Genomic DNA, 20,421 nt, shown 5'->3' with positions numbered 1-20,421 from the left:
CGGCCGGGCGGCGGGCCGGGGCGTGTGAGCGGCCGGGCGGCGGGCCGGCGGCGGTGGGCGTTAAGAAGGGGCCCTTCCTATACGCCAGGCGTTAAGAAGGGGCCCTTCCTTGCACTTCAGCTGCCGGGGCCGTCGTTGGGGCGGGACTGCTCGGCCAGGAAGCGTTCCAGTTCGGCGCCGAGCTCGTCGGCGGTCGGCAGGGAGCCGGGCTCGGGGGCGAGCAGGTTCTTCTCGCCGCGACCGCGGGCGAACGCGTCGTACTGCTCCTCGAGGGCCCGGACCAGCGCGGCGGCGTCCTCGGTCTGGGCGACCTGCCGGTCGATCTCGACCCGGACCACCTCGGCGGCGGCCCGCAGGCCGTCGCGGGGCAGGAGCAGCCCGGTGCTGCGGGAGACCGAGGCGAGGAGCACCTCGGCGGCCGCCGGGTACTCGGTCTGGGCCACGTAGTGCGGCACGTGCGCGGCGAAGCCGAGCGCGTCGCGGCCCTGCTCGCCGAGCCGGTACTCCAGCAGGTGGCCCACGCTGCCCGGCACCTGCACCCGTTGGAGCCACGGCTCGTAGCCGGCGATGAGGTTGCGCCGGGTGGCGTGCGCGGTGACACCGGTGGGGCGGGTGTGGGGGACCGCCATCGGAATGGCGTTCAGGCCGACCGTCAGCCGGACGTCCAGCCGCGCGGCGAGCCCGGCCACGGCGGCCACGAACCGCTCCCACTGCAGGTCCGGCTCGGGGCCGGTGAGCAGCAGGAACGGGGTCTCGTCGTCGTCGTGGAGCAGGTGCAGCTCCAGCGCCGGCGCGTCGTACGACTCCCAGTGGTCCTCGACGAAGGTCATCACCGGCCGGCGTGAGCGGTAGTCGAAGAGCTGGTCCAGGTCGAACCGGGCGATCGGCCGCGCGTCGAGCGACGTGAGCAGTTGCTCGCGGGCGAGCCGGGTGGCGTTGCCGGCGTCGACGAAGCCGGACAGCGCCTGGATCAGGACCGGCTGACCGAGGTCGGGCAGATCGTCGGCGAGTTCGTAGAGCTCGTGTGGGTCGAGCACCGGTGCGGACCTCCCTGGGACGTGCGTACGGGTGGCCGCTCGCGGACGGCACCCGGTTGGGGGAACGTACCCGCCATCGTGATGCATTCCTCCGTACCCCTCCCGGGTTGCCGCCTGGCGGCCGTCCACGGCCCGGATGGCGACCGGATGGCGGACGCGGGTATCCGCCGAACGGACGACGGTGGTGATCATTGCCGGTCCGGACGGTACGCTCCCGCCACAGTGGACGGTTCCCGGTGTGGCAACCGGGGTACAGACGTTGTCGCTGCGCGGTACACATGGATGCAGGCAGCACGACGAGGAGGACGAGATGTCTCTCATGCAGCGGATCAGCACGTTCCTGCGCTCGCCCAAGGGGCAGCAGTTGATCGACCGTGGCCGCCGGGAGCTGGCCAAGCCGTCCACGCAGCAGAAGCTGAAGGGCCTCGCCGCCAAGCTCCAGCACCGCCGCTGACCCCCGACGTCCCACCTCAGGCAACCCCTCGGGAGACCCTCGTGACCGATGCCGTGCCCACCGACGGCCAGCCCGTCGCCCTCCCGCCGCAGCCGCCCGCGGCCCCGACCCCGCCGCCCGTGGCGGCGTCGGTGCCGCCCGCCGTTCCGGAGGCTCCGCCCGCCGGGCTCTGGGACCGGATGCGGGCGGACCCGCAGTACGCCCCGGAGCACCTCGCCCTGGAGGCGGTACGCCGGCTCGGCCCGGAGGCGGCGCAGTGGGCGGAGCGGGCCCGGGCCGAGCAGCCCGGGGTGTCCGCCGAGGTGCTGGCCGAGCAGGCGGTCCGCAAGTTCGTCAACCACGCACGGCTCTCCGGCGCGGTCTCCGGTGCGGCCGGGCTGCCCGGTGCGGTGATCGACGTGGGCGTGCTGGCCTGGACGCAGGCCCGGATGGTGCTGCACGTCGCCGCCGCGTACGGCGTGGACGCCGCCCACCCCGACCGGGCCACCGACCTGCTGGTGCTGCAGAAGGTGCACAAGGTGGCCCAGAGTGCCCGCCTGGCGCTCGGCGTGGCCGCCGGCCGGGAACGCGCCGGGGCGCTGTTCGGGTCCGGCGGGCAGGCCCCGCTCGGCCGCGTGATGCTGCGGCTCGGCGTCCGGCTGGCCCAGATGGCCGGGGTACGGGCGGCGAAGCGGATGTTCGCGAAGGTGGTGCCGGGCGCGGCCATCATCCTCGGCACCTGGGCCAACTCCTCCGCCACGAAGGACCTCGCGGCGCGGTCGCGCGCCCTGTACCGGCAGCACGGCGGCGGTGGGCTGCCGGAACAGCGTCAGGGGTGAGCCCGGCCGCCCTCAGGTCGCCCGCCCCCACGCCCGCCAGGTGACCTCGGCCAGCTTGTCCTGCCCGGCGGCGTTGGGGTGGAACCAGTCCAGCGGGTTCACCAGGTCGAGGTTGAACCGCACCCGGTGGGCGGCCCCGCCGTCGTACCGGCAGCGGGAGCCGTACGCCTTGCAGGCGGCGGCGAGCTGCGCGTTGTAGTCGGCGATCCGCTCCCGCACGGCGGCCCGCCGGGCGCGGTCCAGTGGGTCGGTCGAGGTGGGGTTCGCCAGCAGCGCGGGGCAGATCCCCCGGCGCCAGGCCCGTACGGCCCGCTCGTCGGTGTGCCCGACCTCCCACAGCCGGTACAGGTCGGGGAGGCTCACCACCAGCACCCGCGCCTTGGGCCGCTCGCTGCGCAGCACCCGCAGCCCTCGGTCGATGTCGGCGCGGAAGCGCTTCACCGGGGTCATCGCCTCCACACCGCCCCGGCAGACGTCGTTCGCGCCGATGAGCACGGTCACCCGGTCCGGCTTGTCCCGGGCCGCCCGTTCGGCCTGCCCGGCCAGCGCCTCGGCCCGCGCGCCCGGCCGCGCGTGGTTGTACGCCCGGCCGCGCAGCGCCGGCTCCTGGTCGAGCAGCCGGCGGTAGTGGCTGTCCACCCGCAGGCTGTCCCCGGTCGACCAGGAGTTGCGCTGGCACGAGGTGAGCACCAGGCAGGAGCCGAAACCGGTGGTGATCGAGTCGCCGAGGGCCGCGATCCCGCCCGCGCCGGGGGCCGCGGAGCCGCGGGTGGGGCGAGGTGCCGCCTCGCCTCCTTCCTCGCAGGCGAGTGCGGCCAGCGCGAGCAGGCAGGCGACGGCGGTGACCCAACGTCGAGGCATGACTTCCCCAGTCCGCCAAGCAGAGAGCGACAGCGCGGTAACTCTATGCGTGGCCCGCTGAGGTCATCCGATGGTGTCGGGTATGCGGCAGAGCGGTGCCGCCGTCCCGCTCAGCGTGGTATGCGCCGGGGTGCCCGCTGCCCGTGCAGCCACCAGCCGAGCGCCCGGGTGATCCGCGGCAGCACCAGGTACGTCATCAGCGGCGTCAACGTCAAGGTCATGATCAGTACGCGTACCGCCAGCGGGACACCCGGGATGAACGAGCTGGTCAGCAGCGTCGCGGTGAGGCTGAGCGGAAAGAACGCCAACCAGATCGTGACCGCCTGCTTCCAGCGCGGCGGCGACGGCGGGGGGACGGTCGGCTCCGCGCTCACCGGCTCGACGACGTGCTCCCGCGGCGGCTCGAACCAGCCCTCGATCCCCGTTCGCCGCTCGACCCGGGTGTGCTCGACGATGCCCTGCGCGGAAGCCAGCCACCAGTGCCGCTGCGGCGACTCCTCCCAGCGGCGCAGCGTCTCGTGGTCGGCGAACCGGTACAGCATGTGCCACTCGCCGGACCCGGGCGCGCTCCGGACCCATCCGGCGCCGAGGAAGCCGGGAAACGCCTCGGCGAGCGCGGTACCGGCGCGCATCCACGCCACCATCTCGTCGGTGCGGGCGGGGTCGGTGCGTCGCGCGATCGCGACGGTCACCGGCATCGCGTGGGTCATGGTCATGCCCTCCATGCTCCCTGCCGTCGCCCGGGCCGGCCCGGTCACGAGGGGGTGGTGTAACGCAACCCACGAGGCCGGTGACGGGGCCCACGGGACCGCCGGGCCCGGCACGGAATACCCGGCTGCGGGGACGCCATCCCCCGGAAACGCCGGGGCGCGCGGGTTAAGCGCGGTGTGGGCGGGTAGGTCGGGGTGATGACGAGATCGCAGCCCCGGCGCGCCCGTGGCACGGTCGGCCACGCCTACAGCGCGCTCAACCTCCGCCTCCTGCTCGCCGGCTTCGGCCTGGTCACCATGGCGATCTTCGCCGTGCTGGCGTTCTGGGCCGAGGTGGTGTGGCTGGGCGTCCTCTGCGCGATCTTCGCCGTGGTCGCCGTCGTCGACCTGGTGATCATCCAGCGCCGTCGGGCCGCGCGCCGCCGGGAGGAGCCGGGCGCGCGGCACTCGCTGTTCGAGTGACAGGAGTACGAGATGCCCATCGCCACCGTCAATCCCGCCACCGGACAGACGCTCAAGACGTACGACGCGATGTCGGCCGAGCAGGTCGACGCCGCGATCGGGCGGGCGGACCTCGCGTACCGGCAGTTGCGCGACACCACCGTCGAGCAGCGCGGCCGGTGGCTCACCGCCGCCGCCGACCTGCTGGAGGCCGAGCGGGACGAGACCGCGCGGCTGATGACCACGGAGATGGGCAAGACGTACGCCGCGGCGCAGGCCGAGGTGACCAAGTGCGCGACCGCCTGCCGCTTCTACGCCGCGAAGGCGGCCGAGTTCCTCGCCGACGAGCCCGCCGACGCGAAGGCCGTGCAGGCGGCGCGGGCGTTCGTCCGGTACCAGCCGATCGGGCCGGTCCTCGCGGTCATGCCGTGGAACTTCCCGCTGTGGCAGGTGATGCGCTTCGCCGCCCCGGCGTTGATGGCCGGCAACACCGGCCTGCTCAAGCACGCCTCCAACGTGCCGCAGACCGCCCTGCTGCTGGAGGACCTGTTCCGCCGTGCCGGCTTCCCCGAGGGGGCGTTCACGGCGCTGCTGGTCGGCTCCGAGGCCGTCGACACGATCCTCAGCGACCCCCGGGTGCGGGCCGCCACGCTCACCGGCAGCGAGCGCGCCGGCCGCTCGATCGCGCAGATCGCCGGCCGGGAGCTGAAGAAGACCGTACTGGAACTCGGCGGCAGCGACCCGTTCGTGGTGATGCCCTCGGCGGACCTGGACCGGGCCGCCGCGGTCGCCACCACCGCACGCTGCCAGAACAACGGCCAGTCCTGCATCGCCGCGAAGCGCTTCATCGTCCACACCGACGTGTTCGACGCCTTCGCCGAGCGGTTCGCGGCACGGATGTCCGCCCTGAAGGTCGGCGACCCGATGGACGACGCCACCGACGTCGGTCCGCTGGCCAGCGAGGGCGGCCGCGACGAGATCGACGCGCAGGTCCGCGACGCCGTCGACCGGGGCGCGACGGTCCTCTGCGGCGGCGAGAAGCCGGCGGGGGAGGGCTGGTACTACCCGCCGACCGTGGTCACCGACCTGACGCCGGAGATGCGCATGTGGACCGAGGAGGTCTTCGGGCCGGTCGCCGGCCTCTTCCGCGTGTCCTCGTACGAGGAGGCGATCGAGGTCGCCAACGGCACCTCCTTCGGCCTCGGCTCCAACGCCTGGACGCGGGACCCGGGCGAGCAGGAGCGGTTCGCGGTCGACCTGGACGCCGGCAACGTCTTCGTCAACGGCATGACCACCTCGTTCCCCGACCTGCCCTTCGGCGGCGTGAAGAACTCCGGCTACGGGCGGGAGTTGTCGGCGCTGGGCATGCGCGAGTTCTGCAACATCAAGACGGTGTGGGTGGGCGGCGAGGGCGGGAGCACCGCCTCGGCGGGCGCCCACGCCGAGTGACGCGTTAAGAAGGGCCCCTTGTACAACGCCAGGCGTTAACAAGGGGCCCTTGCTTACCGCCGCCCGGCCGTGGGTAGGGAACGACGACATGACGGTGTTCGGGTTCCACGCGTCCCACGAGCAGATCCACCCCCGCGCCCTCCTGGACGCGGTGGTCCACGCCGAGCGGGCCGGGTTCGGCGCGGCGATGTCCTCGGACCACTTCTCCCCGTGGAGCGCCCGCCAGGGCCACTCCGGGTTCGCCTGGTCCTGGCTCGGCGCCGCCCTCCAGGCCACCAACCTGTCCTTCGGCGTGGTCAACGCGCCCGGCCAGCGGTACCACCCGGCCATCATCGCCCAGGCCGTCGGCACCCTCGCCGCCATGTACCCGGGTCGGTTCTGGGCCGCCCTCGGCACCGGCGAGGCGAGCAACGAGCACATCACCGGCGACGGTTGGCCGCGCAAGGACGTCCGCGCCGCGCGGCTGCGCGAATGCGTCGACGTGATCCGCGCGCTGCTCGCCGGCGAGGAGGTCAGCCACGACGGCCTGGTCCGGGTGGACCGGGCGCGGTTGTGGACCCGGCCGGAGGAGCCCCCGGCGCTGGTCGGCGCGGCGGTCAGCGTCGAGACCGCGCGCTGGTGCGCGGAGTGGGCCGACGGGCTGATCACCGTCAACGCGCCGGCCGACCACCTGCGGCGCATGATCGACGCGTACCGGGACGCCGGCGGGCGCGGTCCCCTGCACCTCCAGGTGCACGTCAGCTGGGCGCCCGAGCAGGCCGAGGCCGAGGCGATCGCGTACGACCAGTGGCGCAGCAACGTGTTCGCCCCGCCGGTCTGCTGGGACCTGGAGATGGTGGACCACTTCGACGTGGTGTCCGCCGACGTGCCGATGGCCAAGGTGCACGAGGTCGTCAACGTCTCCGCCGACCTGGGCCGGCACGTCGGCTGGCTGGCGGAGTACGTCGATCTCGGCTTCGACCAGATCGCCCTGCACCACGTGGGACAGGAACAGCGGGCGTTCATCGACGCCTTCGGCGCGGAGGTGCTGCCGAAGCTGCGTACCGCCGGCTGAGCGGTGGTGCTTCGTCGACGAGGAGACCGGCCGACTCAGCCCAGCCGCCGCGCCAGGACCTGACCCGGCCAGGGCTCCCGGCCCGGCCGCTTGACGGTGAACGGCTCAGTGCGGGTGAAGCCCTGCCGCTCGTACCAGCGCACCAGCGCGCCGTCGCTACCGGCGTAGCAGTCGACCCGCAGCAGGTCGACGCCACGCTCGCGGGCCAGGTCCGCCGCGTGCGCGAGCAGCCGGCCACCGATCCCGTGCCCGGCGTGCGCGCGGTCGGTGACCAGCAGGTTCACGTACAGCTCCGGTTCCGTGGCGGGTGGCACGTAGTCGGTGGCCGAGCCGACGACCAGCGCGCCGACGGGGCGTTGGCCGAGCTGCGCCAGCCACAGCCCGTCGCCGTTCGCCCACGCGTCGGCCTGGGCCGTGCGGCGGGGGTCGGTCGACGCGGGTTCGCTGCCCCACTGGCCGGTGCGCCCCCGGGCGACCAGCCAGGCGGTCGCGTCGTCGAGCAACCGCAGCACGGCGTTGACGTCCGCCGGCCCGCCGGGCCGCAAGGAGAGATCATCGGTCACGGGTCCATCCTGCTGCACGCGTGTCCGTGCCGGAACCGGCCCCTGGAGGTGCCGGCGAACGTCCAGGATCTGGCGCGTCCGGCCGTTTGCGACGATCGGTGGGACAGCGACTTTTTCGGGTACGCGCCGCCAATGGCCGAACTGCTCGAGGACGGGGACATCTACTTCCTCTACCGCCCGCGCGTGCAGGAGGAGCACGTCGACTCCCTGGCCGAGGTGCAGCGGCTGTTGGTGATCATGCATCCGTGGCAGGGGCGGCACCTGCGGCTGCTGGTGGTCGGGCGCAAGCGGCTGCCGGACATCGACGAGCACGACCGGTTCTGGGCGTTCGTCGACGAGGTGGTGGACCGGCCCGAGCAACTGCACGGGACCCTCCGGGCGCGGGAGTACCGGACGAGGACCCGCGGCGAACGGGAGCAGCCGCCGGCCCGGCCGGTGGCGGAGGGCGCGTACGTCATCGCCCGGCACGACGACCACACCCACCTCGCGTACCAGCTGGAGCTGCCGTTGCGTCCCGGCGCGGCACAGCACGAACTCAGCATCGAGCCGGAGGCGAGCTACATCGTCACGGTGAAGAACCCCGAGGCGCCCTCGCCGCCCGGGGTGGGCCTGCGCGGCGCCCGGAAGGCCACGCTGCCCGCCGCGCTGCGACGCCGGTTCCACGGCCGCCGGTTCGCCCCGGTCGACCCGCCCGGTTTCCTCGACCACCCGGGGACCGAGATCGTGCTGATCGGCGCCGCCCACGACGCCTCCGAGGAGCTGCGGATCGACCTGGACGCGGAGGTCGAGCGGGCGGAGCGGAGCACGATCTTCGGGGATCTGCGGATCGGGCGCCGGGAGCGCCCCGTCGCGCCGCTCTTCGTCGGCGAATGGGAGTGAGGGGGAACGCGGTCAGGGTGGTGCGGGGCCGGGCGTCGCGGGCGCGCGGCGATCGGCGAGGGCGCGCCGGGTCAGCGCCGGCACGGCGAGACCGGTGACCGCGAACAGCACACCCAGGCCCAACCAGCCGGCCGTGCCGCCGCCGAGCACCACGACCGTCAGCAGGGCCGGACCGATCGCGCGGGCCAGCCCGGAGAGCAGGCCGTCCACGCCCTGGTAGGCCCCGACCGCGTCCGGCGCCGCGAGGTCGTAGGCGAGCCCGGCACCGGCCGTGCCGTGCCACAGGTCCCCGATCGTGTACCCGACGGTGGTGGTCAGCAGCAGCCCCACCGCCAACGGCAGGGGCAGGCCGGCCGTGGCGGCGTACAGCGGCGTGGTCGCCGCCAGCACGAGCCCGGCGTGACGCATCCTGGTCGCCGCCGGACCGGCCTGGTTCACGCCCCGGCCGAGCCGTACCGCCAGCAGCACGGTGAGCACGGTGTTCACCAGCAGCACCGCCGACACCGTGACCGGCGGTGCGCCGGTACGCCCGACCACCCACAACGGCAGCACCAGAGTGAGCACCACCCAGTGCAGGGACAACACCGCCGACGCCCCGCTCACCGCGAGGAAGGGCAGGTCGCGCAGGGGCCGTCCCGGCCGTCGCGGCCCGGTCACCGGCCTCGGCGGGCCGGCGGGCAGCCGCATGAGCAGCGCCGCGGAGAGCAGGTACGTGGCGGCGTTGCCGACCACCAGCAGGTCGTACCCCTCGCGGGTGTCCGCGGCGAGCGCGAGCCCGGCCAGCGCGGTGCCGACGGCGATCCCCACGTTGGCGACCGCGCGCAGGGTGGCGAAGGCGTGCACCCGCCCGTCCGGCCCGGCCACGGCGGCGATCAGGGCGGCGCGGACGGCGAGGTTGCCGGAGACCAGGAGCGCGTCCAGCACGGCCACCACGAGGAAGACCGCGACGGAGTCGACCAGCAGGTACGCCCCGGCGACCCCGGCCTGCAGCACCTGGAGCGCGGCGCGCAGCGTCCGCGGGTCACGCCGGTCGGCGAGGCCACCGAGCGGAACGCTGGCGGCGAGCCCGACCAGTCCGGCGACGGTGAGCCCGACGCCGACGGTCGACGGGCTTATCCCGACCACTCGGGTCAGGTACAGCGCCGAGCCGGTCACCCAGAGGCCGGTGCCGACCGTGTTGGCGAGCGTGGCCGCCGACAGCGTGCGCAGCGCGCCGGGCGGTGGCACCGGAAGGAGTGTCGACATGAGACCTGCCACCGGCGGCCGCGCTCGGGTCCGGCGGGTGCGGCGCCGGCGGGACGCTGCCGTCGCCCCACCGTCGATCGCCATGGACCGACCGTAGGTCCTGTCTGTCCCGGTAGGGTGCCCGGCGGACGCGACACCGGTCACAGCGGAGGAACGATGACGCCCGAGGTTCGTACGGCGCGACCCGACGACGCGCCGGCGGTCACCGCCCTCATCGGCGAACTCGGCTACCCGGCGGAGACCGGCGAGGTCCACCGCCGGCTCGCCACCCTGCCGCCCGGGCATGTCGTGCTCGTGTCGGTCGAGGGGGAGCAGGTGACCGGCTGGCTGCACGCCCGGCACGGCACGAGCCTGGTGCACGGTGACCGGCTCGAGATCGTCGGCCTGGTCGTCGCCGCTGACCGGCGGGGGGCCGGTGAGGGCGGCTCGCTGCTGGTCGCCGCCGAGGAGTGGGCGCGCGACCGGGGGCTCACGGCCGCGCAGGTGCTCTCCGGCAGCGAACGGAACGCGGCACACGCCTTCTACCGGGGGCGCGGGTTCCGCGCGGTCAAGACCGAGCAGGTCTTCGTGAAGTCGCTCGTCGGGGAGCGATGAGCTCGTGGGTGGTCGCGGCCGGGTGACGACGACTCCGGGGCGCACGGAGCAGGCGGCACGTTCACGGAAAGTGCTGCCTCCCAGGCCGAGGAGACAGCACTTTCCGTGACGTTGCGCGGATCTTGCGGGTGCTGGCCGCCCGGGCCCGCACCCCGCCGCCGGGGTCAGGACGTGCAGGGTCTGCCGTTCAGGGTGAACAGGCTCGGCGTCGGGTTGGCGCCGCTGCCGGTGCTGCCGTTGAAGCCGAAGGTCACCGAGCCGCCCGGCTTGATCCGCGCGTTCCACGACTGGTCCGTCGCCGTGACCGTCGCCCCGGACTGGGTGACCTTCGCCGACCACGCATGGCCGACCTTTTGGTCGACGGTGAAGGCGAACCGGAGGCGCCAGCCGTCGACCGCCGCCGTGCCGGTGTTGCGGACGGTCACCTGGGTGGTGAACCCGCCCGGCCAGCTGCCGTGCGTGGTGTACGTGACCGCGCAGCTCGCCGGCGGCACCGCACCGGCGTCGCCCTGGTCGGCCAGGAACGACGCGATCCAGGTCAGCGCCGAGTTCCAGTTGATCGCGACCTCGTTCGTGGCGTACGAGTTGATGTCGTCGACGTAGCAGAACATCGGCTTGCAGCCGGCGAGCAGCTGCGCGGCGAACGGGTCCTGCAGGGCGGCGTTCGGCCCGCCGGCGAGGGAGCCGACGGGCGGCTTCGGCAGGTCCGGGTCGAGTTGGTGGGCGAAGATCCGGCTGTGCTGGTTCTCCGCCGCGTGCTCGCCCCACCCGGTCACGTACGAGATGTTGAGGGCGTTGCGGCCGAGGATGTAGTCCATCGCCTGCACCGCGCCGTCGCGGTAGGTGGTGTCGCCGGTCAGGTCGAACGCGGTCGCCAGCACGACGGCGTTGTTGACGACGTTGCTGTTGCCGCCCCAGAAGTAGCTGCCGGCGTCCCCGGGCAGCGGCAGCCCGTACGCCTGCCGGCCGATCTCGGCGAGGTGGGCGTCGGCGGCGGCGGTGACCGAGGCGCGGATCCGGGACCGTTCGGCTGCCGGCAGCCCGCTCGGCACGGTGGCCAGGTCGAGCCGGCCGAGTGCGGCCACCCCCTGCCAGCCGAAGCCACGGGCGTCGAACACGTCCCCGGTGTGGTGCGGGGACGCGGTCACGTCGGCCAGGTACGCCGCCGCGCCGGTGGTCAGGTACAGCTCGGCCGCGGCCCAGTAGAACTCGTCGGTGACGTCGGTGTCGTCGTACGCCCCGCCGCCGGTGCTGTCGGTCGGGCTCGCGTACCGGTCGGGGTTGGCCTCGGCGGCGGCGTAGGCCGTCTTCGCGGCCGTAAGGCAGCGGCCCGCGAAGGCCGCGTCGTACGGGGCGAAGAGGCGCGCGCACTGCGCGGCGACGGCGGCCAGGTTGAGGGTGGCCGCGGTCGACGGCGGGTGCAGCTCGCGCGGCTGCGGGTCGTCCTGGGGTTGCAGCGGCAACCCGGTCCACTGCCGGTCGTGGATCTTGTGGTGGGCCATCCCGGCGAGCGGCTTCCCGGCCGGGACCTGCATGCGCAGCAGGAACTCCAGCTCCCAGCGGGCCTCGTCGAGGATGTCCGGCACCCCGTTGCCGCGCTCCGGCACCCGCAGGGTGTTGTCGCCGAGCGCCGCGCCGCCGTCCGCGGTGGCCGCCGTCTTGGTCCGCTCGAACGTGCTCAGCAGCTGGTACGTGGCGATACCGCCGTTGACCACGTACTTGCCGTGGTCGCCGGCGTCGTACCAGCCGCCGCGCACGTCGAGGGTGTAGTCGCAGACGCCCGGCTGGCAGGGCACCTCGGTGTCGCCCTGGTTCGGGGCGACGCCGACGTGCCCGGCGGGGCGGGCGTACTCCTCGCCGAGCAGGTCGCCGTCGATGGTGATGCCGCTGCGCTGGGCGTAGAAGAACTGGACGGCGTCGGAGCGAAGCCGGTCGTACAGGGCGCCCGAGACGTCGAACGGGTGGCTGGTCTCCCCGTCGGCGGTCAGCGTCAGGCCGGCGGTCGGCGCCCGGTACGCGGAGAAGTCGATCGTGTGCACGTTCTGCCCGGAGGCGGCGTCGACCCCGCGTGGGGTGGTGTCGCCGCTGGCCACCACGTCGCCGGAGGCGGCGCGGAGCTGCCACGGCAGCGTTTCGGTGGCGTCGGTGACGAGCGTGGCGTGCTTCGGCCCGCCGGGCAGGTAGCCGACCTGGTTGACGCGGACGCGGGGTCCGGTGTCCGGCACGTACGGCTCGGGCGGGTTCCCGCCGCGCAGCGAGACGTTGTCGAGGCAGACGGTCTGCTCGGCGGCGCTGCCGCCGACCTGGAAGATCAGCTGGGCGGCGGGGTTCTCGTCCGACACGGTGAACGTCTTCTGCACCCGGGCGGGGGTGCCGGTCGCGGTGGCGTCCACGCTGGCGTACGTGGTGTAGGGGGCGCTGCCCAGCTGCAGGACGGCCTTGACCGCCGTGCCGGGCGTGGCGGAGACGTCGAACCCGAGCGTGTACTCGGCGCCGGCGACCAGCGGCACGCCGTCCTGGCCGATGCCGGCGTCCCACGGGTTGGCCAGACCGCCGGGGACGGTGGTGCAGAGCCGGCCGTCGGTGACGCCGAGCGTGCCGGTGCCGTACGAGAACCAGGGTGACACGCCGGCGCTGAAGTCGCCGTTGTCGAGCTGTTCGGGGGCGTCGGGTGGTGGTTCGGCCTGGGCGGGACCGGCGGCGGCGCCGGTCAGCGCCACGGTGGCCGCCGCGGCGAGCAGGGCGAGGCGGCGTCGGGATGGCGTCACGGGACTTCCCTCCGGGACAGGACGGTGCGGGCGGCGGTGGAGCTGGGAGCGCTCCCAGGTTTTGGCCGATGTTTCCAGCGCCCGGCACCCCTTGTCAATCGATCCGGCTTGATGAGCCGAACGGGCCGGCGGACGTGAGATTCGACGCGCCACGCCGGTGGTCCCGATCTCCTAGAGACAACGGCACCCTCGGCCTGGCAGGCTGCCTCCCATGACCCTGAAGCTGCGTTCGTTCGGCACGAGCGACCGTGGGCTGATCCGCAGCGGGAACCAGGACGCCCTCTACGCCGGCACCTGGCTCGTCGCCGTCGCCGACGGGATGGGCGGCATGGCGGCCGGCGACCTGGCCAGCGCCATCGCGATCAACTCGGTCGGTCCGCTGGACGCGGAGACTCCGGAGGACGCGCTGGTCGCCGCGTTGCAGAGCGGCATCCAGCTGACCACCGCCCGGATCCGGCAGGCCGTCAGCGAGGACCCGGAGCGGCAGGGCATGGGGACCACGCTGACCGCGCTCCTGTTCGCCCGGACGGGCAGCTGCCTGGCGCTCGCCCACGTCGGCGACTCGCGGGCCTACCTCTTCCGGGAGGGCGTGCTCAAGCAGATCACCCGGGACGACACGTTCGTGCAGATGCTCGTCGACCAGGGCGTGATCACCCCGGACCAGGCGAGCAGCCACCCCCGGCGGGCGGTCGTCACGCAGGCGTTACAGGGCGACGAGGTCTCCCCGACGTACGCCACGATGGTGCCCTGGGCCGGGGACCGTTGGCTGCTCTGCAGCGACGGCCTGTCCAACGTGGTCCGGCCCGACACCCTCGCCGAGGTGCTCGGCGGGTACCCGGACCGGGCCGAGTGCGGCCGCAAGCTGATCGACCTGGCGCTGCACGCCGGCGGCCCGGACAACGTCACCGTCATCGTCGCCGACGTGGTGGAGGAGTGACCCGTCAGCGTCGCCGCGGGGTGGTGTGCCGGGTCGGTTCGGCCGCCGTCGGGTCCTCCGGCCACGGGTGGCGCGGGTAGCGCCCGCGCAGCTCCGCCCGCACCTGCGGATAGCCGGACCGCCAGAAGGACGCCAGGTCGCCGGTGACCGCGACCGGCCGCCCGGCCGGGGAGAGCAGGTGCAGCAGCACCGGTACGCGCCCACCGGCGACCCGGGGCGCCTCCCGCCAGCCGAACGTCTCCTGGAGCTTCACCGCCAGCACCGGAGCCGCCGGGTCGGTGTAGTCGACCCGCACCCGCGAGCCGCTCGGCACGGCGATCCGCTCGGGTGCCAGCTCGTCGAGGCGGCCGGCGAGCGGCCAGGGAAGCAGCCGGCGCAGCGCGGCGGTGACGTCGACCCGGGCCAGGTCGGCCCGGCGGCGGGCACTGGTCAGCTCCGGCCCGAGCCAGACCGGCGCGGCGCCGAGCAGCGCGTCGTCGTCCACGGCGGGCCACTCGTCCCCGAGCGCGGCGCGGCAGAAGGCCAGCCGCTCGCGCAGGGCCCGTGCCGCCGACGTCCAGGTCAGCAGGTCCAGGCCGGTGCGGCGCAGCCCGTCCAGCAGGGCGGTGGCCACCTCCTGCGGGTCGGGGCGGGCCAGCGGGCGCTCGACCAGGTCGAGCGCACCCAGCCGGACCACCTCGCGGGCCACCACGTCCGTCCCCGACCAGGCCACCTCGCGCGCCGTCGCCAGCAGCGGCCCGCCCGCCTCCCGGGCGGTGGCCTCGTCCACCGGGGCGGCCAGCCGGATCCGCGCGGCCGGCGCGCCGGGGGAGCGGTCGGCCACCGCGACCGCCAGCCACGCCGACCCCGCCAGCGCCGACCCGGGCGCCAGCTCCGCCGCGGTCCCGCCGGTCATCAGGTATGCCGAGCCGCCCGGCCGTCGCGCCCGGGCCAGCCGCTCCGGGTGGGCGAGACCGACCACCAGACCGGCCGCCAGATCGTCGGGCAGGTGGTCGCCCCGACGGGCCGCCGCCCCGCCCGCCGTCGGCCGGGCGGCTGCCGGCAGGGCGGCGCGCAGGCGGCGTACCTCCGCTCGCCAGCGGGCCGTGGCGTCGGCGTCGGCGCCCGTGCGGAGCCGGCGCCACGCGGCGGTCAGATCGTCGCCGGGACCGGCCACGGTCTCCTCGGCGAGCAGCGCGACGATCTCGGCGGCCCGGTCCGCGCCCACCCGGACCGCCCCGTCGAGCAGCGCCCGGGCCAGCCGGGGGTGGGCGCCGGTCGTGGCGATCGTCCGGCCCCGGTCGGTGATCCGGCCGTCCCGGTCGAGCGCGCCGAGCGTGGTGAGGGTGTCCCGCGCCACGGTGAGGGCGGCGGGCGGCGGGGCATCGGGCAGCGCCAGCCCGCGGCCGTCGGGCGCGCCCCAGGCGGCGAGGTCGAGCGCGAACCCGGTCAGGTCGGCCGTCGCGATCTCCGGCTCGGGCTGCGCGGCCAGCCGTTCGTGCGTCGCCGCCGACCAGCAGCGGTAGACGTGACCGGGCGCCTCCCGGCCGGCCCGCCCGGCGCGCTGCGTGGCGGTTGCCCGCGACACCGGCACGGTCACCAGCGCGCCCAGTCCCCGGGCCAGGTCCGTCCGGGCCACCCGGGCCAGCCCGGCGTCGACCACCACCCGTACGCCCGGGACGGTCAGGCTGCTCTCGGCCACCGCGGTCGCCAGCACCACCCGCCGCCGCGGCGACGGACGCAGGGCGGCGTCCTGGTCGGCCGCCCGCTGCCGGCCGTGCAGCGAACGCACCTCCACGTCGGTACGCAGGTCGGCGAGGCGGCCCGCCACGGCGGCGACCTCGCCCACACCGGGCAGGAACACCAGCACGTCACCGTCGTGCTCGCGCAGCGCGCGCCGGACCGTGGCGGCGACGTGGTCGAGCAGCGCCGGGTCGACCCGGCCGGCACCGGGCGGGGCGACCGGTCGGGGCGGCGGGGCCCAGATCCGGGTCACCGGATGCAGGGCCGAGGAGGCCCGCACCACGGGCGCGGGCGCGTCGCCGCCGAGCAGCGCGGCCACCCGGTCCGTGTCGGGGGTCGCCGACATGCCGAGCAACCACAGGTCGGGGCGGAGCGCGGCGCGGGCCTCCACCGCGAAGGCGAGCGCCAGGTCGGCGTCGAGGTGGCGTTCGTGGATCTCGTCGAGCAGAACGGCGTCGGTGCCGGCCAGCTCCGGGTCGCGGTGCAGCCGGCGGACCAGCAGCCCGGTGGTGACCACCTCGACCCGGGTACCCGGGCCGGCCCGCCGTTCCCCGCGCACGGCGTACCCGATGCGCTCGCCCACCTGCTCGCCGAGCAGCGCGGCCATCCGGTGCGCGGCCGCGCGGGCGGCGACCCGGCGCGGCTGGGCCACCAGCACCCGGCCGGACACCTCGTCGGCCACGGCGAGCGGCACCAGGGTCGTCTTGCCGGTGCCGGGCGGCGCCACCAGCACACCGGTGCCGGTGCTACGCAGTGCCCCGACGAGCGCCGGCAGCGCCGGGCGAACCGGCAGGTCGAGCGGGACGTCGGAGAGCACGGGACAGTCTCGCACCCGGACGCCGGCGGGCGTCGACACCGGCCCCCGAAGGTGTGTCAGCCGGCGCGTACCCGGTCGACCCCGGAGACGAAGGCCCGCCAGGCCGCTGGCGGGAACGCCAGCACCGGCCCCGGCCGGTCCTTGCTGTCCCGGACCGCGATCCGACCGTCCACCGTGGCCACCTCGACGCAGTTGCCGTTACCCACACTGCGGCTGCTGATGCGCCACTTCGCCCCGTCGAGCGCGGTCATCGCGTACCTCTCGTCCGTGTCGGCGTGCCACCTCGGCGGTCACGCAAAGTTACGAGAAGCCTCCGTCAGACGTGCCTGGGACGCCTCCGGACGAAGCGCCAACCGGCGCAGCTCCTCGTGCACCAGGCTATACCCGGCGACGTGCCCGGCCTCCTCCAGAGCCAGGCCCGTCGTGAGATTCTCCAGGTAGACCACGGCGGCGTCGGCCGCGTCGGCGAACGTCAGGACGACGTACGGCGCGCTCATCGCGGGGTGCCCGCCAGCGGAGAACGGTAGTACCTGGACGGTGACGTTCGGTAGTTGAGCCACCTTCGCGATGTGCGCCAACTGGTCGGCCATCACGGCGCGGCCGCCGACCGGGCGGCACAGCACCGCCTCGTTGAGCACCACCGACAGCTCCACGGGGTCGTCCCGGCGCAGCACCTCCTGGCGGCGCAGGCGCGCGGCGACCTTCCGTTCGAGGCCCTCCTCGCCGGCGGTGCGCCGGAAGACCTCCCGCGCGTACGCCTCGGTCTGGAGCAGGCCCGGCACCGCCTCGGCCTCGTACGTGCGCAGCGTCGCCGCCTCCGCCTCCAGTCCGACGTAGAACTCGAACCACTCCGGCAGCACGTCGCTGTAGTTCTGCCACCAGCCCCGCTGCTGGGCGCCGCGGGCGATGTCGATCAGCGCCTCGGCGTCCGCGCCGGTCACCTGGTACAGGGCCAGGGCGGCGCGCACGTCGCGCGGCTTGATGCCGATCTGGGCGTTCTCGATGCGGGACAGGTTGCTCTTGGACATGTCCAGCTGCCGGGCGGCGACATCCAGGGTCATGCCGGCCCGTTCGCGGAGCTGGCGGAGTTCCCGGGCGATGCGGCGGCGGCGGACGGTCGGGCTCGCGGTCACCCTCCGAGTCTGGCACGACAAGATCCGCAGGTCGCGCGGACACGGAGTGCAACCGACGAAAGCGGGAGTTGCATTGCGCATCGGCCGGGTGCATCCTTGCCCGGTTGCGATCACTGTGGACGATGGTACGGGAGGGACCGGTTGCTCATCGCCGACGAGTTCTTCCTGATCGCCCACAACGACATCCGGGGCAAGGCGAAGCTGCATCCGACCGCCACCGGCCTCGGGCTCGCCGGCGGTCTGCTCGGGGAGCTCGTCCTTCACGGACACGTCACCGTCTCCGCCGGCCTCCTCTCGATCGTCAACCGGCGTCCGCCGGCGGACGCCCTCGCCCACACCGTCCTCGACCAGCTCGTCGGGGAGTCCCAGCACCAGTCCGTCCGCACCTGGCTCACCTTCCTCGCCCAGAGCGCCACGACCTCGGTGGGCGAGCGGCTGGCGCGGGCGGGTGTGCTGCGCCGCCAGGAGAGCCGGCGGTTGCTGCGCACCAGCGTCTCGTACGTCCCGCTCGACCCCAACACGGCGGCCTGGCCCGCCACCCGGCTACGGGTGCTGCTGGAGCGGTCGGAGCCCGCGCCGACCCTCGCCGACGCGCTGCTGCTCGGCCTCGTCACCGCCGCGGGCCTGAGTCGCGAGGTGCTGTGGTCCGCCGGCCCCCGGGCCCACCACCGGCTCTCCGCGCTCGTGGCCGCCCTGCCACCACCGCTGAAGGAGTTGGTCGCGCACACCGAGGCCGCGGTCGGCGCCGCGGTGCTGCGCGGCGTCCCCTGACCCGGCACACCCCTCATCCCCCCTCGAACCGGGAGCCGCGCATGTCCTCCACAGCAACGACCGAACGACCGAGCAACGTCTCCGAGGCGCTGGCCCGCGGCCGGCTCGGCGTACCGTCGGTGATCTTCTTCGTCCTGTCCGCCGCCGCGCCGCTGACGGTCGTGGCCGGGGTGGTGACCACCGGATACGGCGTCATCGGCGTCCTCGGCATCCCGGTGGCCTTCCTCGCGGTGGCCGCGGTGCTCGCCCTCTTCTCGGTCGGGTACGTGGCGATGGCCCGCCGGCTCGCCAACGCCGGTGCGTTCTACGCGTACGTGTCCCGGGGGCTGGGCCGGCCGGCCGGCGTCGGCGCCGCCTGGGTGGCGCTGATCGCGTACAACGCCCTCCAGGTCGGCCTGTACGGCGCCATCGGCGCGGCCGCGGAGCCGGTGCTGGACCGGCTCTTCGGCGTCACCGCGGCGTGGTGGCTGGTGGCGCTGGTCGCCTGGGCGATCGTCGCGGTCCTGGGCCTGCTGCGGGTCGACATCAACGGCCTGGTCCTCGCCGCCCTGCTGGTCGCCGAGATCGCGGTGATCCTCGTGTTCGACCTGGGCCAGCTCGGCAACCCCGCCGACGGTCAGGTCAGCTTCGCCGCGCTCGCCCCGGACAACCTCCTCGTCCCCGGCGTGGGCGCGGTGCTGGTGCTGGCGATCCTCGGCTTCGTCGGCTTCGAGTCCGCCGTGGTGTTCAGCGAGGAGAGCAAGGATCCACGCCGGACGGTGCCGATGGCCACGTACCTGTCCATCGCGATCATCGCGGTCGTCTACGCGCTCTCGTCGTGGAGCATGACGGTCGCGGTCGGGCCGGACCGCATCGCCGAGCAGGCCGGCGAGCAGAGCGTCGCGCTGATCTTCAACCTGGCCGGGGAGCACCTCGGCGACACCGTCGCCACCATCGGCCAGGTGCTGTTCCTGACCTCGGTGCTGGCCGCGATGATCTCGTTCCACAACACGACGGCCCGCTACACCTTCGCCCTCGGCCGGGAGCGGGTGCTGCCGGCGGTCTTCGGGCGGACCTCGCCGCGGACCGGGGCGCCCCGGGCGGCGTCCCTCGCGCAGAGCGCCCTCGGCATCGTCGTCATCCTGCTGTACGCGGTCAACGGGTGGGATCCCGTCGTGCAGCTCTTCTACTGGGGCGGCACCAGCGGCGGCTTCGGTGTCCTGCTGCTGATCGCCACCACCTCGGTCGCGGTGATCGCCTACTTCGCCCGCGGCGGAGGGGACGAGACGCTGTGGCGGCGGGCGGTCGCGCCGGGGCTCGCCGCGCTGGCGCTGGCCGGCGTCGTCACCCTCGCGGTGGTCAACTTCGCCGACCTGCTCGGTGTCGCCCCGGACCACGCGCTGCGCTGGGGGGTCCCGATCGCGTACGTGGTCGCCGCGCTGGTCGGCGTGGTGTGGGCGCTGGTGCTGCGGGCGAGCCGGCCCGACACGTACGCCCGGATCGGCCTCGGCGCGGAGAGCGCGGCGACGATCCTGCCCGAGCGCCCGGAGACGCCCGAGCGGGCGGAGGTCGCGCGTTGAGCGCCCTCGCGGTCGAACGCCTGGGCCCGGCGGAGACCCGGCTGGTCGCCGAGCGGATCGCGGAGGCGTTCCTGGTGCTCGACGCGCCCCGCTGGCTGGTGCCGGACGAGAGCAAGCGGGAGCCGGTTCTCGCCGGGCAGTTCGAGATCCTGGTCGACCACGCGATGCGGCACGGCCTGGTGTTCGGCACCGCCGACCGGGCCGGCGTCGCGGTCTGGTTCCCGTCGGTGGGGGAGCCGGCGCCACCGCCGGAGGACTACGACGCCCGGCTGGCCACGGCGTGCGGCGAGTGGACCGAGCGCTTCGCCCACCTGGACGAGCTGTTCGCCGCGAACCACCCTCACCCGGACCACCACCACCTGGCGTTCCTGGCCGTACGGCCGGACCGTCAGGGCCAGGGGGTGGGCAGCGCCCTGCTGCGGCACCACCACGCCTGGCTGGACGCCAACGGGATCCCGGGTTACCTGGAGGCGGCGAGCGAGATCGGCGTCGAGCTGTACACGAAGCACGGCTACCGGGTGCGTGAGCCGTTCCGGCTGCCCGACGGCACCCCGTTCTGGCCGATGTGGCGCGAACCGCTGAGGTGAAAGGAAGGGCCCCTTCTTAACG

20 protein-coding genes are annotated in these 20,421 nt (G+C 74.5%); 11 read left to right on the top strand and 9 right to left on the bottom strand.

Annotation, left to right across the window (positions count from 1 at the left end; genetic code table 11):
- Window positions 1-116: 116 nt before the first annotated feature.
- Window positions 117-1,037 carry a proteasome assembly chaperone family protein gene (locus GKC29_RS23555; RefSeq protein ID WP_155332899.1) on the bottom strand — a complete coding sequence of 307 codons (921 nt, stop codon included), beginning with the start codon at window positions 1,035-1,037 and terminating at the stop codon, window positions 117-119.
- A 310-nt stretch (window positions 1,038-1,347) separates the two neighbouring features.
- Between GKC29_RS23555 and GKC29_RS29665 the strand changes: the two genes are divergently transcribed.
- On the top strand, window positions 1,348-1,491 hold the full coding sequence (locus tag GKC29_RS29665; protein ID WP_196255697.1) for a hypothetical protein: 144 nt from the start codon (window positions 1,348-1,350) through the stop codon (window positions 1,489-1,491).
- Window positions 1,492-1,532: 41 nt separating this feature from the next.
- Window positions 1,533-2,309 carry an EcsC family protein gene (locus GKC29_RS23550; protein WP_155332898.1) on the top strand — a complete coding sequence of 259 codons (777 nt, stop codon included), beginning with the start codon at window positions 1,533-1,535 and terminating at the stop codon, window positions 2,307-2,309.
- 12 nt (window positions 2,310-2,321) lie between these two features.
- Here GKC29_RS23550 and GKC29_RS23545 read toward each other — a convergent pair whose 3' ends face one another.
- Window positions 2,322-3,170, bottom strand: a complete 849-nt coding sequence (locus GKC29_RS23545; RefSeq protein WP_155332897.1) for a GDSL-type esterase/lipase family protein — start codon at window positions 3,168-3,170, stop codon at window positions 2,322-2,324.
- Between the two features lie 110 nt (window positions 3,171-3,280).
- Window positions 3,281-3,886, bottom strand: a complete 606-nt coding sequence (locus GKC29_RS23540; protein WP_155332896.1) for an antibiotic biosynthesis monooxygenase — start codon at window positions 3,884-3,886, stop codon at window positions 3,281-3,283.
- A 192-nt stretch (window positions 3,887-4,078) separates the two neighbouring features.
- Between GKC29_RS23540 and GKC29_RS23535 the strand changes: the two genes are divergently transcribed.
- From GKC29_RS23535 to GKC29_RS23525, 3 genes are all read left to right on the top strand, one after another.
- Window positions 4,079-4,342 (top strand): DUF6343 family protein, encoded by a 264-nt coding sequence (locus GKC29_RS23535; protein WP_155332895.1) that lies wholly within the window; start codon window positions 4,079-4,081, stop codon window positions 4,340-4,342.
- Between the two features lie 12 nt (window positions 4,343-4,354).
- A complete protein-coding gene (locus tag GKC29_RS23530) occupies window positions 4,355-5,770 on the top strand; it encodes an NADP-dependent succinic semialdehyde dehydrogenase (RefSeq protein ID WP_155332894.1) in 1,416 nt (471 codons plus the stop codon).
- 88 nt (window positions 5,771-5,858) lie between these two features.
- Window positions 5,859-6,824 carry a TIGR03885 family FMN-dependent LLM class oxidoreductase gene (locus GKC29_RS23525; RefSeq protein ID WP_155332893.1) on the top strand — a complete coding sequence of 322 codons (966 nt, stop codon included), beginning with the start codon at window positions 5,859-5,861 and terminating at the stop codon, window positions 6,822-6,824.
- Between the two features lie 35 nt (window positions 6,825-6,859).
- On the opposite strand, the gene GKC29_RS23520 is transcribed toward GKC29_RS23525, so the two are convergent.
- Window positions 6,860-7,387 carry a GNAT family N-acetyltransferase gene (locus GKC29_RS23520; RefSeq protein ID WP_155332892.1) on the bottom strand — a complete coding sequence of 176 codons (528 nt, stop codon included), beginning with the start codon at window positions 7,385-7,387 and terminating at the stop codon, window positions 6,860-6,862.
- A gap of 132 nt (window positions 7,388-7,519) precedes the next feature.
- Between GKC29_RS23520 and GKC29_RS23515 the strand changes: the two genes are divergently transcribed.
- A complete protein-coding gene (locus tag GKC29_RS23515) occupies window positions 7,520-8,266 on the top strand; it encodes a hypothetical protein (RefSeq protein ID WP_155332891.1) in 747 nt (248 codons plus the stop codon).
- 12 nt (window positions 8,267-8,278) lie between these two features.
- Here the strand turns inward: GKC29_RS23515 and GKC29_RS23510 are convergent, their stop codons facing one another.
- Window positions 8,279-9,511 carry an MFS transporter gene (locus GKC29_RS23510; protein WP_155332890.1) on the bottom strand — a complete coding sequence of 411 codons (1,233 nt, stop codon included), beginning with the start codon at window positions 9,509-9,511 and terminating at the stop codon, window positions 8,279-8,281.
- Between the two features lie 156 nt (window positions 9,512-9,667).
- Between GKC29_RS23510 and GKC29_RS23505 the strand changes: the two genes are divergently transcribed.
- Entirely contained in the window at window positions 9,668-10,105 is a 438-nt protein-coding gene (locus GKC29_RS23505; RefSeq protein WP_155332889.1) for a GNAT family N-acetyltransferase, read from the top strand.
- Window positions 10,106-10,269: 164 nt separating this feature from the next.
- On the opposite strand, the gene GKC29_RS23500 is transcribed toward GKC29_RS23505, so the two are convergent.
- Window positions 10,270-12,873 carry a glycoside hydrolase family 9 protein gene (locus tag GKC29_RS23500; protein WP_155332888.1) on the bottom strand — a complete coding sequence of 868 codons (2,604 nt, stop codon included), beginning with the start codon at window positions 12,871-12,873 and terminating at the stop codon, window positions 10,270-10,272.
- 211 nt (window positions 12,874-13,084) lie between these two features.
- On the opposite strand from GKC29_RS23500, the gene GKC29_RS23495 reads away from it, so the two are divergent.
- Window positions 13,085-13,810, top strand: a complete 726-nt coding sequence (locus GKC29_RS23495; RefSeq protein WP_155332887.1) for a PP2C family serine/threonine-protein phosphatase — start codon at window positions 13,085-13,087, stop codon at window positions 13,808-13,810.
- A 4-nt stretch (window positions 13,811-13,814) separates the two neighbouring features.
- Here GKC29_RS23495 and hrpB read toward each other — a convergent pair whose 3' ends face one another.
- From hrpB to GKC29_RS23480, 3 genes are read right to left on the bottom strand one after another with little or no spacing between them, the layout of a single operon-like run.
- Complete coding sequence (gene hrpB / locus GKC29_RS23490; RefSeq protein WP_155332886.1) at window positions 13,815-16,349, bottom strand: ATP-dependent helicase HrpB; 2,535 nt, start codon at window positions 16,347-16,349, stop codon at window positions 13,815-13,817.
- Between the two features lie 56 nt (window positions 16,350-16,405).
- The gene (locus GKC29_RS23485) at window positions 16,406-16,600 is read right to left on the bottom strand and encodes a DUF397 domain-containing protein (protein WP_155332885.1); all 195 of its coding nucleotides are present in this window, start codon (window positions 16,598-16,600) and stop codon (window positions 16,406-16,408) included.
- Window positions 16,601-16,639: 39 nt separating this feature from the next.
- The gene (locus GKC29_RS23480) at window positions 16,640-17,482 is read right to left on the bottom strand and encodes a helix-turn-helix transcriptional regulator (RefSeq protein WP_155332884.1); all 843 of its coding nucleotides are present in this window, start codon (window positions 17,480-17,482) and stop codon (window positions 16,640-16,642) included.
- Window positions 17,483-17,623: 141 nt separating this feature from the next.
- Here GKC29_RS23480 and GKC29_RS23475 point away from each other — a divergent pair, with 141 nt between their 5' ends.
- From GKC29_RS23475 to GKC29_RS23465, 3 genes are read left to right on the top strand one after another with little or no spacing between them, the layout of a single operon-like run.
- Window positions 17,624-18,253 carry a GPP34 family phosphoprotein gene (locus tag GKC29_RS23475; protein ID WP_155332883.1) on the top strand — a complete coding sequence of 210 codons (630 nt, stop codon included), beginning with the start codon at window positions 17,624-17,626 and terminating at the stop codon, window positions 18,251-18,253.
- A gap of 41 nt (window positions 18,254-18,294) precedes the next feature.
- The gene (locus GKC29_RS23470; protein WP_155332882.1) at window positions 18,295-19,812 is read left to right on the top strand and encodes an APC family permease; all 1,518 of its coding nucleotides are present in this window, start codon (window positions 18,295-18,297) and stop codon (window positions 19,810-19,812) included.
- The gene (locus GKC29_RS23465) at window positions 19,809-20,399 is read left to right on the top strand and encodes an N-acetyltransferase (protein ID WP_155332881.1); all 591 of its coding nucleotides are present in this window, start codon (window positions 19,809-19,811) and stop codon (window positions 20,397-20,399) included. The genes GKC29_RS23470 and GKC29_RS23465 overlap by 4 nt, the downstream gene beginning before the upstream one ends.
- The last annotated feature ends 22 nt before the right edge of the window (window positions 20,400-20,421 follow it).

The organism is Micromonospora sp. WMMC415 (assembly GCF_009707425.1).
Lineage (GTDB): Bacteria > Actinomycetota > Actinomycetes > Mycobacteriales > Micromonosporaceae > Micromonospora.
The sequence above is the reverse complement of the archived record's forward strand: the minus strand, read 5'-3'. Positions and strand labels throughout refer to the sequence as shown.

What these genes read in the sequence shown, in the direction of transcription:
- GKC29_RS23535 (WP_155332895.1), top strand. Translation starts at nt 4,079, where the DNA reads ATGACGAGATCGCAGCCCCGGCGCGCCCGTGGCACGGTCGGCCACGCC.
- GKC29_RS23525 (WP_155332893.1), top strand. Translation starts at nt 5,859, where the DNA reads ATGACGGTGTTCGGGTTCCACGCGTCCCACGAGCAGATCCACCCCCGC.
- GKC29_RS23515 (WP_155332891.1), top strand. Translation starts at nt 7,520, where the DNA reads ATGGCCGAACTGCTCGAGGACGGGGACATCTACTTCCTCTACCGCCCG.
- GKC29_RS23505 (WP_155332889.1), top strand. Translation starts at nt 9,668, where the DNA reads ATGACGCCCGAGGTTCGTACGGCGCGACCCGACGACGCGCCGGCGGTC.
- GKC29_RS23545 (WP_155332897.1), bottom strand. Translation starts at nt 3,170, where the DNA reads ATGCCTCGACGTTGGGTCACCGCCGTCGCCTGCCTGCTCGCGCTGGCC.
- GKC29_RS23530 (WP_155332894.1), top strand. Translation starts at nt 4,355, where the DNA reads ATGCCCATCGCCACCGTCAATCCCGCCACCGGACAGACGCTCAAGACG.
- GKC29_RS23485 (WP_155332885.1), bottom strand. Translation starts at nt 16,600, where the DNA reads ATGACCGCGCTCGACGGGGCGAAGTGGCGCATCAGCAGCCGCAGTGTG.
- GKC29_RS23540 (WP_155332896.1), bottom strand. Translation starts at nt 3,886, where the DNA reads ATGACCATGACCCACGCGATGCCGGTGACCGTCGCGATCGCGCGACGC.
- GKC29_RS23510 (WP_155332890.1), bottom strand. Translation starts at nt 9,511, where the DNA reads ATGTCGACACTCCTTCCGGTGCCACCGCCCGGCGCGCTGCGCACGCTG.
- GKC29_RS29665 (WP_196255697.1), top strand. Translation starts at nt 1,348, where the DNA reads ATGTCTCTCATGCAGCGGATCAGCACGTTCCTGCGCTCGCCCAAGGGG.
- GKC29_RS23470 (WP_155332882.1), top strand. Translation starts at nt 18,295, where the DNA reads ATGTCCTCCACAGCAACGACCGAACGACCGAGCAACGTCTCCGAGGCG.
- GKC29_RS23495 (WP_155332887.1), top strand. Translation starts at nt 13,085, where the DNA reads ATGACCCTGAAGCTGCGTTCGTTCGGCACGAGCGACCGTGGGCTGATC.